Origin of the sequence: Nocardia sp. NBC_01388, from assembly GCF_045040085.1 — a bacterium.
Lineage (GTDB): Bacteria > Actinomycetota > Actinomycetes > Mycobacteriales > Mycobacteriaceae > Nocardia.
The window spans coordinates 7,708,504-7,721,908 of the sequence record NZ_CP109553.1; the positions used below are offsets into that span (position 1 = coordinate 7,708,504).

Consider the following 13,405-nt stretch of genomic DNA (forward strand, 5'->3'; position numbering starts at 1 on the left):
GGAAGCGTCCGTCGGAAACTGTCAACCCCTGGCCAGACCTGTCCTGGGCAATGCCATCGGGACTGCATAGCGTGCAAAACAACAGGGGGAGGAACCATCAGATGCGGTCCGAGGCGGTGATTCGAATGCGTGGTGAGACGACCATGGCCGTGCGGATCCTGCGCACCAATGTCAGCACGGTCGCAACCACCGGGCTGCGCACCTTCGGCCGGACGGTCGACCTCGGCGCCGAGGCCCTGCGCGGCACGGTCACCGATCTACTGGCACGGCGCTTTCAGTGGCGCGAAATGCTCAACCAGGCTTGGTATCTCATCACCGTGACCACCATTCCCGCGATCCTCATGGCGGTGCCGTTCGGTGTGGTGGTCTCGGTGCAGGTCGGCAATCTGATTCACCAGCTCGGCGCGGATTCGCTCATCGGCGCGGCCGGCGGACTCGGCGTCGTTCAGCAGGGTGCGCCCATCGCCACCGGGCTGCTGCTCGGCGGTGCGGGCGCCTCGGCCATCGCCTCGGATCTGGGGGCGCGCACCGTCCGCGAGGAGATCGACGCCCTGCGGGTGATGGGCATCGATCCGGTGCACCGGCTGGTGATACCGCGTGTGGCCGCCATGGTGCTGGTCGCGCCCCTGCTGAATATCCTCGTCATCTTCGTGGGCATCGTGGCGGGCTACGTGGTGGCTGTCCGTGCGCAGCATGTGACACCTGGCAGCTACTGGGCGACCTTCGGCGCGTTCACCACGCTGACGGATGTCTGGATCTCCCTGGCCAAGGCGGTGCTTTTCGGTTTCGTTGTGGTGATCGTGGCCTGCCAGCGCGGGCTGGAAGCGCGCGGCGGCCCGCGCGGCGTGGCCGACGGCGTCAATGCGGCGGTGGTGCTGTCGGTCGCGGCGATCATCGTGATCAATCTCGCGCTCACCCAGATCGTAGCCATGTTCGTGCCCATGCGGGTGGCCTGATGACCGCAACACCATATGTTCCCAAGGGATTTCGCACGGTGATCCGGGCGACTCGCAACCCAGGGCGGATGCTGAGCCCGCTGGAGAACGCCGGGTTCATGCTCGGATTCATTATCGAAGCGCTGGCCGGAATCCCCCTGACACTGCGTCGTTATCGCGGCCAGACGCTGCGCGCCATTACCGATATCACCTGGGGCCGTGGCTCTTTGCTAGTCGGTGGCGGCACCGTGCCGATGCTGCTGGTGCTCGGCGTGGCAATCGGCGGCGGGGTGGGCATCCAGGCGTTCGCGGCACTGGACCTGATCGGGCTCGGCTCGGTCTCGGGCGTGGTGTCCGCCGTCGCCAATACCCGGGAGCTCGGGCCGATCGCGGCGGCCATCGGTTTCGCGGCGCAGGCTGGGTGCCGGATGACCGCCGAGATCGGCGCCATGCGCATCTCCGAGGAGATCGACGCTCTGGAATCCCTTGGGCTGCGGTCTGTTCCGTTCGTGGTGAGCACACGGGTCATCGCGGGCGCGATCGCCATCGTGCCGACGTTCCTGATCGCACTGATCCTGTCGTACCTGTCGTGTTCGGCGGTGATCGTGCTGCTGCACGGACAGGCGGGCGGCGTCTACGACCACTATTTCTTCCAATTCACCAGTGGCTACGACATTCTCGCGGCGGTCGCGAAGATCCTCGTCTTCGGCGTCGCGGTGATCCTGATCCACTGCTACTACGGCTTCTTCGCCGCCGGCGGGCCGGAGGGCGTGGGCATTGCCTCCGGTCGTGCGGTGCGCGCCAGTTTCGTGGCCATCATCAGCCTGGACATGGTGCTGACGCTGCTGCTGTGGGGCATCAATTCCGCGATCGAATTCCCAGGGTAGGTCATGCCGAACTATGCGATTCCCGGAGTGCGCATCGGCCGGTGGCGATCTCGCTTCCTCGGAGCGCTCGTCGTCCTGATGGTGGTCCTCGCCGTGCCGGTGTGGACGCTCCTCGACAGCCGGGCCACCGGGCCGCGACTGCGAATCCAATTGCGCACCGAGCAGATCGGCGAGGGCATCGCACCGGGCACGCCGGTGCGTTTCGACGGGGTGGCCATCGGCCGGATCTCCGAGGTGCGGCCCGCCGATACCGGGCGCCAGCTGCTCACCCTGGATCTGGATCCGGCACAGATCGGCGGACTCACCGACAGTCTCACGGTGGACTACGCGCCGGAGAATCTCTTCGGCATCAGCACCGTCGCAGTGCATACCGCACCCGGTGGCACGGCCCTGCGGGCCGGACAGGTCATCGACCTGGCGAACCGGGTGAACGACGTGACCATGAGCGCACTGCTGCGCTCGCTCACCCAGACCTCGACCGAGGTGCTCACGCCGAAACTGATCCAGCTGCTGACCCAGGTCGATACCGATCTGCGCGCCTTCACGCCGGTGCTGCGAGCGGTCGTCGAACTCAGCCGGACGGTGGCCGACACCCAGCAGTACGCCACGTCGTATCTGCTGAGCCGGTACGCCGGATTCTTCAATGGATTGGGCGGATTCACCTCCGCCACCTTCAAACTGGTCAAGGCGATCATGGACATCGAGATCTTCCGCAACGATCGCGACCGCTACGACGCGTCCATCGAGGTCATGCGCCAGGGCGTGCTGCAGGGTTTGGGTACCACCTTCGATGCCGTGTATCAGCAGTTCGGAGGCTTCACCGATCCGCTGGCGCCGGTGGTCCAGGCGCTCGCCGATACGGTTCCCGACCCGGCGACCTCCCATGCGCAGCTCACCGAGACCATCGACCGGCTCGGCCGCATATTCGCCGACACCCCGGACGGGCCGGCGCTGCGCGTCGCCGTGACACTGCTGGGGGCCGGGCGATGAGGCAGCGGAAACCGGGCGCGTTGCTGTGGCGGCTCGGTGCGTTCACCGCGGTCATGCTGGTGCTGCTGGCGGTGGTGATCGGCGCCGTCGTGCGCCCGGTCGGCGGCCGAACCGACTCCTACCGAGCCGAATTCACCGATGTGAGCGGTCTGAAGACCGGCGATGACGTGCGCATGTTCGGTGTGCAGGTGGGCAAGGTGACCGCCATCGATCTGCGCGGGACGCGCGCGCTGGTCGGGTTCACGGTGAGCCGAGACCGGCCGTTCTACCGCACCAGCGGGCTGGCCATCCGGTATCAGACGCTCACCGGGCAGCGGTATGTCGATGTGCGGCAGCCCGATGCGCCGGGGGAGCGGCTGTCGCCCGGCGCGACGGTGGGCGCCGACAAGACCGTGCCCTCGTTCGACATCACGCAGTTGTTCAATGGCCTGCAACCGGTGCTGCAGGAATTCTCGCCGGGCGCGCTGAACCAGTTCACCGAGAGCGTGCTGGCGGTGGTCCAGGGCAATGGGGACGGAATCGGACCGGCCCTGGACGCGTTCGAGAAGCTCAGCCGCTACGTCACCGACAAGCAGGCGGTGTTGTCGCTGGTGCTGTCGAATCTGCAGGGCATCTCCGATCAGATCGGCGGTAAGTCACCGCAATTGGTGACCCTGCTCAAGGGACTCGCCGACGTGTTCACCTCCTTCCGCACCGAACTCGACGGCCTGCTGCACTTCGCCGCGGTCGCGCCCTCGGCACTGGCTCCACTCAACAGCCTGCTGGAAACGCTCGGCTTCACCGAGAACTCGAATCCGAACCTGGAGCAGGATCTGCAGCGATTGTTCCCCGACCCGAATCAAGCCCTCGACGTGCTCGGGCGGCTGCCCGGTCTGCTGCAATCGCTGGCCGATCAGCTGCCGCCCGCCGGCGCGACCGCCGGGGAGATCAAGCTGACCTGCTCCAAGGGGCCCGCGGAGGTGCCCGCGCCGTTCTCGGTGCTGATCAGCGGAAGCCGGGTCTCGATATGCCGAAGCTGACGCCGGGCACCGCGGCCAGGGAGCTGCGCTACGGCATCTTCGGCGCCCTGGTGCTGGTGCTGCTACTGGTGGTGACCGCCGCCGTGTATCTGCTGCCGATCGGAAAGTCCACCTACACAGCCGATCTCGCGGAATCACGGTCGGTGCGGGCCGGGGATGAGATTCGCATCGCGGGCATTCACGTCGGCTCGGTGAAATCGCTGGAACTGCTGCCGGATCGGGTTCACATGACGTTCACCGTGAACGACAGTGTGGTGCTGGGGGATCGGACCACGCTCGAGGTTCGCATGCTCACAGTGGTCGGCGGCCATTACATCGCGGCGTTCCCCGCGGGGGATCAGCCGTTGCGCGGACACACCATTCCGGCAGATCGAGTTCGACTGCCGTACAGCTTGATTCGCACCCTGCAGGACGCCACCGTGCCTATCCAGGAGGTCGACGGTGACACTGTGCGCAAGAACTTCGCCGCCCTGCAGGACTCCCTGACCGGCGCCGGCCCGGATGCGCTGCGGCACATGGGCACCGCGATGCAGAGCCTGGTCACTCTGGTCGATCGGCAGAACACCGATGTATCGCGAGCACTGACGGTGATGGACGAGTACCTCACCGCGGTGAACGCCAACCGCTCGCTGGTCGGCACCTTCCTGCGGCAGATCGGTTCGCTGGAGACCGCCGGGCTGGCCAAGAAGACCGAGATCGCCGAAGCACTCTCCGTCACCGGGACAATGCTCGCTCGCATCGCCGGGATCGAACCCTCCTGGCACGACGAACTCGAACCTCTGGCCGACAAATTGGAGCAGGCCGTTCCGCAGCTGGAAGACCTGGGGCGACGCTTCGATCAGGCGTTGAACAGCCTGGGCGAGATCAAGACTCGGCTGCAGGGCGCAGCCGGAGCCGGGGTCACGATCGATCAATCCGGAATCACCGTGGCCGCACCGCAGGTCTGCATTCCGCTGCCCGGAAGGGAATGCTGAGATGAAGCGCCTGCTCGCATCCCAGGGTCTTGTCACCGCCATCGGCGTCGGGCTGGTGGTGCTGCTCGCCGTCGCCGGTTACTTCCTCGCCTTCGACCCGATGAAGAAGACCATCGGCTACTGCGCGATCATGCCGGACTCCATCGGGCTCTACCCCGGCAATCACGTCACCATGCTCGGCATGCCGGTCGGCGGGGTCAGCTCCGTCACACCCGAGAACGGCACTGTGCGGGTGAATTTCACGGTGGACGCAGCCTATCCGCTGCACGGCAAGGTCACCGCCACCACGGTGTCGGACACGCTCGTCGCCGACCGGGATCTGGAAGTACTGGGCGACAATACTTCCGGCGAGCGCTGGCCCGAGAACACGTGCATTACCAAGACTTTCACCCCAAAGAGCATCACCCAGACGCTGCAGGCCTTCTCCACCCTCGCCGAACAGCTGAACGGCAATGACGACCCCGCACAGCAGAATCGGCTCCGGGACGGAGTGCAGGCTCTGGACCGGGCCACCTCCGGCACCGGGCCGAAGCTGAACCAGCTCATCAAGGACCTCGGCGCGGCGCTCGACCATCCCGACGCGGCCATCGGCCACCTGGGAGCGGTACTGGACGCGTTCGCCTCCCTCGCCGACAGCGTCGCGCTCAACTGGGGCGATATCAAAGTGGCGCTCACGCAGGCCAGTGAGGGCATCGGCTTCATCAACTCGGTGTGGGGCGCGACAGTCCAGATCATCGACTCGCTGCTGGTGATTCTGCCCTGGTTCAACACCATTGCGCACAAGTACGGGCGTTCCATCCTCAATGGCCTCGACGCCGCGGTGCCGAAGCTGAAGTTGATCGCGGCCGGAGTCGGCTCGCTGCAACAGCTGCTGCAGATGATCCCGGCCGCGGTCTCCGCGTTCGGGCGGTTCATCGATCCGCAGACCGGGCAGGTGAAGGTCGGCTACGCACCGCCGCGGGTGGCGCTGCCACCCGACACCGCCGATCAGGTGTGCGCTGCGGTCAACGCATTGCGGCCGGGTGGGTGCCACGGCGGCGACAAGGGTGTGGCGACGGTCGATCTCATGCCGCTGGTCCTGGGTATGGCAGGTGTGAAATGAGACGAAACATGCTGGTCTGCACAGCAATTGCGGTAGCGGCGTTCCTGCCCGCGGGCTGCGGCCTCAACCCGTCGTCGGTGCCGGTGCCCGGGGCCTCGGTATCGGGTCCGACCTACCGGGTGCACATCGAATTCGCGAACGCCCTGAACCTGCCCGCCCAGGCCAAGGTGATGGCCAATGGCGCGAAGATCGGCAGTCTGCGATCGGTCCGCGTGATCGATCCGGCCCCCGGCGCGCCCGGCCGCATCGACGCCGTCGTGGAGATCGAGGATTCGGTGCGGCTGCCGGCCGCCACCACCGCGCAGCTGCGGCAGGACACCATTCTGGGCGACGTCTTCATCGGGCTCACCACGCCCCCAGGGGATTTCGCGCACGCCATCGCCGCTGACGGCCGTATTCCACTAGCGCAGACCAAACCCGCATTGCAGGTGGAGGATCTGCTGGCCGGTCTGTCCACCTTCGTGGGCGGCGGTGCGATACATCAGCTGCAGGATGTCGTCAGCCAGGCCAATGCCGTGCTGCCCGCCGATCCGCGGGACACGGCCCGGATCTTCGATCGGATCGGGACCGATGTCGAAGACCTGTCCGGCCATCTCGATGTGCTGGACAAATCCCTGGACGCCTTCCAGAGTGACCTCGACGCCGTGCGCGACAACCCTGTCGAATTGAACGCGCTGCTCAGTGCGCAAGGCGCACACGATATTCCGGCGGACGTGCAAGCGCTGGTGTACACGCTCGGCATTGTCGGGTCCCTGGGCGATATCGGGCAGTCGCTGGTGCCGTTCGCGGCGTTGCTGCGGGCCGGGGATGCGGCGGCCGAGGCCTTCGTGCCGATGCTGCTGGGACGCAACCCGCTCGACCTGAGCGCGCCGTCCAACCTGAACCGGCTGGTAGCGCTGTTGCGCGATCAGGTCATTCCGTTCGTGCGGGACGGGGCGAAGGTGAACGTCACCTCCGTGACCCTCGGCGACGACCCGGCGGCGCTGTCCACCGGCGACCAGATCGACGCCCTCACCCGCGCCCTGCGCATGATCGGAATCGTCCGATGAAACCGAGTTCGGTGCTGTCGATGGTGAGCATTCTGGCGATTCTGGCGGTGGGCAGCGCCTATCTGGCCTTCGGTGTGGCGCGGGTGGATTGGCTGCGCCACGATATCGACGCCGCCATGACCATCCCGCAGTCCGGCGGATTGCTGCCGCGTTCGAAGGTGCTGCTGTCGGGCGTGCAGGTCGGGCAGGTCACCTCGGTCGCGCATATCACCGGCGGGGTGCTGGTGCGGGTGCGCCTTACGGACCGCTATCGGATTCCCGCGGACAGCGCCGTGCGGGTCGAAGGACTGTCCGGGCTCGGCGAGTCCTATATCGAGTTCGAACCCTCGTCGGGGGCCGGGCCGTATCTGCAGGACGGACAGACGCTGCAGGCCACCAAGATCGCCGCACCGGTGTCGATCCCCGAGGTGGCCGCGACCACGACCGCACTCATGCACCAGCTGGATCCGGCCGCGCTGTCCTCGATCGTGGACACCTTCAGCCAGGCCACCGCGGGCACGGAAGCCGTTGTCCCCGAACTGTCCCGCGCCACCGATCTACTGGCTTCCACCCTGGTCAGCCGTACCGACCTGATCCGGCGCATGCTGCTCGCCCTGCAGGCGCACGCCACCGATATGGATTGGGCGGAACCGTCCATGCTGGACGCCGCAGGACCCTGGGCCGATTTCGGGCCACGGGTCTCGGAGGTCGCCGCCTCCATCGCCGCGGTGGTGCGGGCGGGCAATCTGCCGGACTCCTTCCTGGACAACAGCAAAGACCAGCTCGGCCTGGCGCCGTTCCTGCAGCAGCTGATCGGCCGCCTGCGGCAGCTGGGCCCCGAGCTCGCACCGCTGGCCCCGCTCATCGCGCCGCTGTACGCCACGGCCACCCCGATCATCCAGCGACTGGACCTGGGCAGCCTGATCAGCCAGGCCCTGCACGCCACCAGCCCCGACGGCACGCTGCGGCTGCAGCTCGCCGTCAAGTAATCCACACCGGGAGCACAGTGATGACCATCGAGATCGAAGAACTGTCCGAGCAGGCCGATAAGCCCACCGAGAGAACGGAACCCGTGCAGCGCGGGGCAATGCCGTCCCGGGCCGTGTCGGTCTCGATGCGCACCCTGGCGTGGTCGGTGGCCGTGGCGGTCCCGGTTGTCACCGCGATAGGGCTGGGCATCGCGCTGATCACCGCTCGCGGCGACCTCGCGCACCGGGAGTCCGTCGCTTCCGACAACTCCCACGCCGAACAGGTGGCCAGCGATTACGCCGTGGGCGCGTCCACGGTGAACTTCGCCGACTTCGACTCCTGGGTCGCGCGATTGAAGAAGAACACCGCGCCCGCGCTCTCCAATAAGTTCGACGCCACCGCGCCCAAACTGCAGGATCTGCTCACGCCCTTGAAGTGGACCTCTACCGGCAGCCCCATCTCGGCCAAGGTCGTCGGCGAATCCGCGGGGGTGTACAAGGTCGATGTCTTCGTCAATGTGTCCTCCACCAACGCCCAGAACCCCGATGGCGCGCAGACCACCGTCACCTACAACGTCACCGTGGACCGTAATGCCGACTGGAAGATCAACGATGTCGGCGGCCTGGACGGCGCGCTGCCGTTCAAATGACGGGACCACGTACGACCAGCGACTCCGAGCTAGACCGTCGAAAGGAGCACGGCCGCGATGACGCAGCCTTCCACCACTCACCTTCCCGCCGACCCCGGGCATTCCGAACCCGATGTCGAGGGCCGGCAGCCGATACGTACCGAAGGCGGAGTGGCATGAGTCGAATGCGGGCATGGATTGGTTCCGCGGTGAGCCGGCGCGGCTGGTGGCGTGGGATAGCCACGGCCTTAGCGGTATCGGTGGTGGCCGGCGCGACCGCGCCCGGTGCGGGAGCGGCGCATGCGGCGGGCGGCATATCGTTCGCGCCCGCCCAGTTCTACGACACCTTCGCGGGCGGGCCGTTCTTCATCCGTGCCGTGGATCTCAATGGCGACGGCAAGCCCGACATCGTCACCTGTGATTCGCTGCAGGGCGGCTGGGGCGGTATGTCCGTGCTCATCAACCACACCGAAACAGGTGCGTCCACAACGAATTTCAGCGCGCCCTTCAATGTTCCGGGTGTGCCGCTGGCCTTCGGGTGCAATGTCGCCGATATCAATGGCGACGGAAAGCCGGATCTGATCGCCACCGACGCCTCCAAGGTCGGCGTCGGCGGTGTGGTGGTGATGCTCAATGAGACCCCGCCGGGTGCGGACGTACCGGTCTTCGCGCCGCCGCGGTATTTCGCCGGCGGACTGCTGCCCGCGGTGGTGGCCACCGCCGATATCAATAACGACGGTCGCCCGGATCTGATCATCGGCGATACCGCCAATGTTGTGCTCGGAACCACCCAGGTCCTCATGAACACCACCGAATCAGGTTCGGACACACCGACATTCAGCGGACCATATTTCTTCAATGGGGGCATCACCACCGAGGGCATCGCGGCCGCGGACATCAACGGCGACGGCAAGATCGATCTCGCCATCGGCGAAACCAGCTCCAGCACCGTCACCATACTCATGAACTTCACCCCGGATGGCGCACCTGTTCCGGACCTCCGACCCACCACCTACTTCTACCCGTTCTCCACCTGGGTCGGCCTCGAGGACATGAACGGCGACGGTAAACCGGACCTGTTATCCGATGTTGGCATTCTCGGGAATCCGCTGGTGGGTATGTTCTCATCGGTGAACCAGACCCCTGCCGGTTCGCCGGTGCCGGTCTTCCCCACCGTGTTCGACGGCGCGCAGGCGCATCAGGCCGGCGGCTGGGCCACCGAGAACTCGGCGGTCGCGGACTTCGACGGCGATGGCAAGCCGGACGTCATTCTCGCCAGCCCCTACCTGAACATCCGCAATCAGCTGTCTTTCCTGCGCAATACGACCGCCAAAGCTGCGCCGGCGCTATCGTTCGACCCCCCGGTCCTGATCGGTGATGCCGGTTGGACCCCGAACTCCCTCGACACCGCCGATTTCAACGGCGACGGCAAGCCCGATGTGGTCGCGGGAGCGTTCCTTTCGATCACCGGTCGCGGATCCCTGGCAGTGCTCCTGAACACTTCGAACTGAGGACGCGGTGTGGTCATGCGGTATGAAACGTTTGTGGTCATGCGTTCCACTGCTCCGGACTCGGCGCTGTGGGGATGGGGTGGCGGAAATCCCGCTTGTGCGCTGATGTGGGTGGCCTCAAACCATGTTGTAGCAGGTTATGTGTGGCATGCGGGGGGTGGTGCCGCCATATCGACTCCCTGACGTAGGCCGGGTTCACTGGGTCTCCGGAGGCAATTTCAGCATTTCGCGTTACTGATCAGTAAAGCGTGTTAGAAATTGCGAAAGCTTCGACGAGGTCCAAGGAGTGCCCCATGCCAGCGCATATTCGAGCCCGGTCGGCAGGTCCCGGTCCAGGGATGGTGAAACGGCTGGCGGTGGTCGTTGCGTTTGCGGCAGCCGCGGTGGCGGGTATGCCCGCCACCGCGCAGGCCGCGCCGCACTACCCGGTTCCGTACGGACTGGGGGCGGCGCTCGCGCACTTCGGTGATTCGTCTTCGCCTGCGGGAGCGAATGATTGGCATTGCCGCCCGAGTGCGGAGCACCCCGAACCGGTGATCCTGCTGCACGGCCTCACCGCGACCCAGGCCGAGAACTGGACGACTCTCGCGCCGCTGCTGGCGAACAACGGGTACTGCGTGTTCTCCCTGACCTACGGCAGGAGTCCGGCGCTGCCGCCGCCGCTGAACGGTGTGCCGGGTGTGCGGTCCATGATCGACTCCGCCACGGAGGAATTGGCGCCGTTCGTCGATCGGGTGCTGGCGGCGACGGGCGCGGCGAAGGTCGATTTTGTCGGGCATTCGGAGGGGACCGTCATGCCGCGCTGGTACATCAAGTTCCTGGGCGGGGCCGATAAGGTGGCCAAATCGGTGAACCTGGCCCCGATCAACAACGGCACGCAGGCCAATGGTTCAGGGTTGCTCGCGGGCGGGCTGGGCGCGGTCGGACTGTGGGGGCGGGCGCAGCGTCTGGCCGAAGGCTCGGGGGCTCCGATCACCGTGGAATTGACCACCGGATCGGACTACCTGAACGCGGTGAACTCCGGCGTCGCCTACCTGCCCGGCATCGACTACACGTTCCTGATGACCCGGTACGACGAGGCCGTGGTGCCCTACACCAGCGGATATGGACCGGTCGCGCCGAATATCACCAATATCGTGGTGCAGGACCAGTGCCCGCTGGCGCTCTTCGAGCACAATGGTGCGGCCTTCGATCCTGTTGCCGCACAGGATGTTCTGAACGCCCTGGATCCCGCGAATCCGCTACCGGTCGATTGCTCGGGCTTACCGCGTAACAGCTGATCCGCCGACCTCGACGCATTCCGACCTGAAGGTTCACTATGGCAAGCTCGCCGACCACCGCCTACGCCCGACCTCGATACCTGTCCGGCGCCCTCGCCGTGCTCACCGCACTACTGCTCGCGCTGGGGGTGCCGGCGCCGGCGCAGGCCCTCGCCGAACAGGTCGACGATGCGGCTGTCTGGACCGCGACTCATGATGGGCCGCAACCGTTTCCGAATGTGCACACCGATTGGGACGTCCCGATCACAATGAGCGACGGTGTGGTGCTGAAGGCGAATGTGTACCGCCCGGCGGACGCCGCGGGCATCCCGGCGACCGAGCAGACGCCCGCGATCGTCAACCTGACGCCGTATTCGAAGCTCACCACCACCGTCGTCGACGCGGTGCTCGGCGATCCCGCGCTCTCGGGCATGCTGACCGCCGCCGTGGCCGGTTTCGATCTGTCCGGTGTGGGTCTGAGCGGCTACTCCGATCTGGCGAAAGCGCTGGCCGCCGGCGCACTGCGCAATTTCGGGGTGGATCGAAAGCTGGTGGAGTCCGGGTACACCCAGGTCGTGGTCGATGTGCGCGGCACCGGATTCTCCGAGGGCGACTGGCAGGTCTTCGGCGAACGCGAGCAGCAGGACGGCGTCGAAGTGGTGAATTGGGCTGCAGCGCAACCGTGGTCGACCGGCACGGTCGGAATGAACGGCCTGTCGTATTCGGCTGCCAACCAACTGCAGACCGCCGAACGCAAACCGGCGGCGCTGCGTGCGATCTTCCCGGTCGTCCCAGGCAGCGACATGCTGCACGACATCATCGCCACCGGAGGCGGATTCGGCGTCGGATTCATGCCGACCTGGCTGGCCAGTGTCAACGCCCTCAAACTGGTGCCGGATCTGCAAGCACTGTTCACCGGCAATTTCGACGGGCAGTGGTTGCGAGATCGGATGCGGGATCCCTTCACCGATGCCAATGTCCTGCTCGCCACGCTGGCCGCCCCCAGTCTGGCCGGCAGTCCGGAGCTGACGGAAATGCTGAACGGGGACAGCCCATTACGCCGCAGTCTGGACGGTCATCCCGAGCAGGTCAGCGTGCCGACCTTCGTCTACGGCGGCTGGCAGGACATCTTCGCCTACTCCGCGACGCGCATCTACAACGCCATCGATGTTCCCGCGGAGCAGAAGAAACTGATCATGGGCGACACCTACCATCTGACCACCGGCGCGGGGCTCGGTCTGCCCGGCGGCCCGCCGCGCCTGGATGTGCTCCAGCGCGCCTGGTTCGACAAGTGGCTCAAGGGCATCGACAACGGCATCGATCGCTTCGATCCGGTGACGCTGTGGCAGCAGGGCGGGAATTGGGTGAATCGGCAGCAGTTCCCCAGTCCGGGTATGGATTACCGCAGGTTGTATCTGGATCCGGCGCCCTCGGGGACGGCGCTGAGCGTGCACGACGGCAGCCTGCGCACCGGGCCGGGCGGGGCCGCGCTGTTGACCGTCGCGCCGGGGCTGACCGGGCTGTGCTCCCGCGAGGCCGCGGTGGGTACCGCCGGTGAGACCGGGGTGCTGGACATCTGCGCGAAAGACGCACGCATCAATGAGACCAGCGGTTTGACCTTCACCAGTGCGCCGGTCGGGGTTCCGACCGAGATCTCCGGACCGATCGCCGTGCATCTGAACACGGTGCTGGATGCGACGGACGGTTTCTGGTCGGCGACGGTCAACGATGTCGCACCCGATGGGCATTCCACCGTGTGGACCAGCGGCCAGCTACAGGCCTCGCTGCGAAAAGTGAACGAGGACAGGGCGACTCGATCACCGAACGGCGACTACACCGATCCGTACCCCGCTCTCACCCTGGATACCCGGGAGGATGTGGTGCCGGGCCAGCCCACCATTGTCGATATCGGTATGCCCGCCACCGACGGCGTCCTGCAGCCGGGGCACCGGCTACGAGTCGACATCTACGCATTCGATGTGCTGCGCGGACTGCCGATGCGGCCGATGCTCGATGCCAGCGGGCTCAAACCCGAACACCTGCAATTGGATCCGAACGAACCCAGCTGGGTGAACATTCCGGCCGCCGGGCAGCTGGGCTGAA

At 66.2% G+C, this 13,405-nt stretch carries 12 protein-coding genes; all 12 read left to right on the forward strand.

Annotated elements, in window-relative coordinates:
• The first annotated feature begins 101 nt into the window (after positions 1-101).
• Positions 102-956 carry an MlaE family ABC transporter permease gene (locus OG716_RS36495; protein WP_405134827.1) on the forward strand — a complete coding sequence of 285 codons (855 nt, stop codon included), beginning with the start codon at positions 102-104 and terminating at the stop codon, positions 954-956.
• Entirely contained in the window at positions 956-1,822 is an 867-nt protein-coding gene (locus OG716_RS36500; protein ID WP_405134828.1) for an ABC transporter permease, read from the forward strand. The genes OG716_RS36495 and OG716_RS36500 overlap by 1 nt, the downstream gene beginning before the upstream one ends.
• A 3-nt stretch (positions 1,823-1,825) precedes the next feature.
• The gene (locus tag OG716_RS36505) at positions 1,826-2,812 is read left to right on the forward strand and encodes an MlaD family protein (RefSeq protein WP_405134829.1); all 987 of its coding nucleotides are present in this window, start codon (positions 1,826-1,828) and stop codon (positions 2,810-2,812) included.
• Positions 2,809-3,831: an MCE family protein gene (locus OG716_RS36510; RefSeq protein ID WP_405134830.1), complete on the forward strand. Its 1,023-nt coding sequence runs from the start codon at positions 2,809-2,811 to the stop codon at positions 3,829-3,831. The genes OG716_RS36505 and OG716_RS36510 overlap by 4 nt, the downstream gene beginning before the upstream one ends.
• Positions 3,819-4,805 carry an MlaD family protein gene (locus OG716_RS36515; RefSeq protein WP_405134831.1) on the forward strand — a complete coding sequence of 329 codons (987 nt, stop codon included), beginning with the start codon at positions 3,819-3,821 and terminating at the stop codon, positions 4,803-4,805. Before OG716_RS36510 ends, OG716_RS36515 begins: the two co-directional genes overlap by 13 nt.
• Before the next feature lies 1 nt (position 4,806).
• Complete coding sequence (locus OG716_RS36520; protein WP_405134832.1) at positions 4,807-5,907, forward strand: MlaD family protein; 1,101 nt, start codon at positions 4,807-4,809, stop codon at positions 5,905-5,907.
• Complete coding sequence (locus OG716_RS36525) at positions 5,904-6,956, forward strand: MlaD family protein (RefSeq protein WP_405134833.1); 1,053 nt, start codon at positions 5,904-5,906, stop codon at positions 6,954-6,956. Before OG716_RS36520 ends, OG716_RS36525 begins: the two co-directional genes overlap by 4 nt.
• On the forward strand, positions 6,953-7,924 hold the full coding sequence (locus OG716_RS36530; RefSeq protein WP_405134834.1) for an MlaD family protein: 972 nt from the start codon (positions 6,953-6,955) through the stop codon (positions 7,922-7,924). Before OG716_RS36525 ends, OG716_RS36530 begins: the two co-directional genes overlap by 4 nt.
• A 20-nt stretch (positions 7,925-7,944) precedes the next feature.
• Positions 7,945-8,553 (forward strand): hypothetical protein, encoded by a 609-nt coding sequence (locus OG716_RS36535; protein WP_405134835.1) that lies wholly within the window; start codon positions 7,945-7,947, stop codon positions 8,551-8,553.
• 155 nt (positions 8,554-8,708) lie between these two features.
• Entirely contained in the window at positions 8,709-10,043 is a 1,335-nt protein-coding gene (locus OG716_RS36540) for an FG-GAP repeat domain-containing protein (protein WP_405134836.1), read from the forward strand.
• Between the two features lie 293 nt (positions 10,044-10,336).
• Positions 10,337-11,323 carry a lipase family alpha/beta hydrolase gene (locus OG716_RS36545; protein ID WP_405134837.1) on the forward strand — a complete coding sequence of 329 codons (987 nt, stop codon included), beginning with the start codon at positions 10,337-10,339 and terminating at the stop codon, positions 11,321-11,323.
• Between the two features lie 38 nt (positions 11,324-11,361).
• Positions 11,362-13,404, forward strand: coding sequence for a CocE/NonD family hydrolase (locus OG716_RS36550; protein WP_405134838.1), 2,043 nt, complete (start codon positions 11,362-11,364; stop codon positions 13,402-13,404).
• Position 13,405 lies beyond the last annotated feature (1 nt).

Bases quoted from the DNA above. Each gene is read 5' to 3' on its own strand.
- OG716_RS36520 (WP_405134832.1), top strand. From the start codon at position 4,807: ATGAAGCGCCTGCTCGCATCCCAGGGTCTTGTCACCGCCATCGGCGTC.
- OG716_RS36510 (WP_405134830.1), top strand. From the start codon at position 2,809: ATGAGGCAGCGGAAACCGGGCGCGTTGCTGTGGCGGCTCGGTGCGTTC.
- OG716_RS36515 (WP_405134831.1), top strand. From the start codon at position 3,819: ATGCCGAAGCTGACGCCGGGCACCGCGGCCAGGGAGCTGCGCTACGGC.
- OG716_RS36495 (WP_405134827.1), top strand. From the start codon at position 102: ATGCGGTCCGAGGCGGTGATTCGAATGCGTGGTGAGACGACCATGGCC.
- OG716_RS36535 (WP_405134835.1), top strand. From the start codon at position 7,945: ATGACCATCGAGATCGAAGAACTGTCCGAGCAGGCCGATAAGCCCACC.
- OG716_RS36500 (WP_405134828.1), top strand. From the start codon at position 956: ATGACCGCAACACCATATGTTCCCAAGGGATTTCGCACGGTGATCCGG.
- OG716_RS36505 (WP_405134829.1), top strand. From the start codon at position 1,826: ATGCCGAACTATGCGATTCCCGGAGTGCGCATCGGCCGGTGGCGATCT.
- OG716_RS36550 (WP_405134838.1), top strand. From the start codon at position 11,362: ATGGCAAGCTCGCCGACCACCGCCTACGCCCGACCTCGATACCTGTCC.
- OG716_RS36530 (WP_405134834.1), top strand. From the start codon at position 6,953: ATGAAACCGAGTTCGGTGCTGTCGATGGTGAGCATTCTGGCGATTCTG.
- OG716_RS36545 (WP_405134837.1), top strand. From the start codon at position 10,337: ATGCCAGCGCATATTCGAGCCCGGTCGGCAGGTCCCGGTCCAGGGATG.
- OG716_RS36525 (WP_405134833.1), top strand. From the start codon at position 5,904: ATGAGACGAAACATGCTGGTCTGCACAGCAATTGCGGTAGCGGCGTTC.
- OG716_RS36540 (WP_405134836.1), top strand. From the start codon at position 8,709: ATGAGTCGAATGCGGGCATGGATTGGTTCCGCGGTGAGCCGGCGCGGC.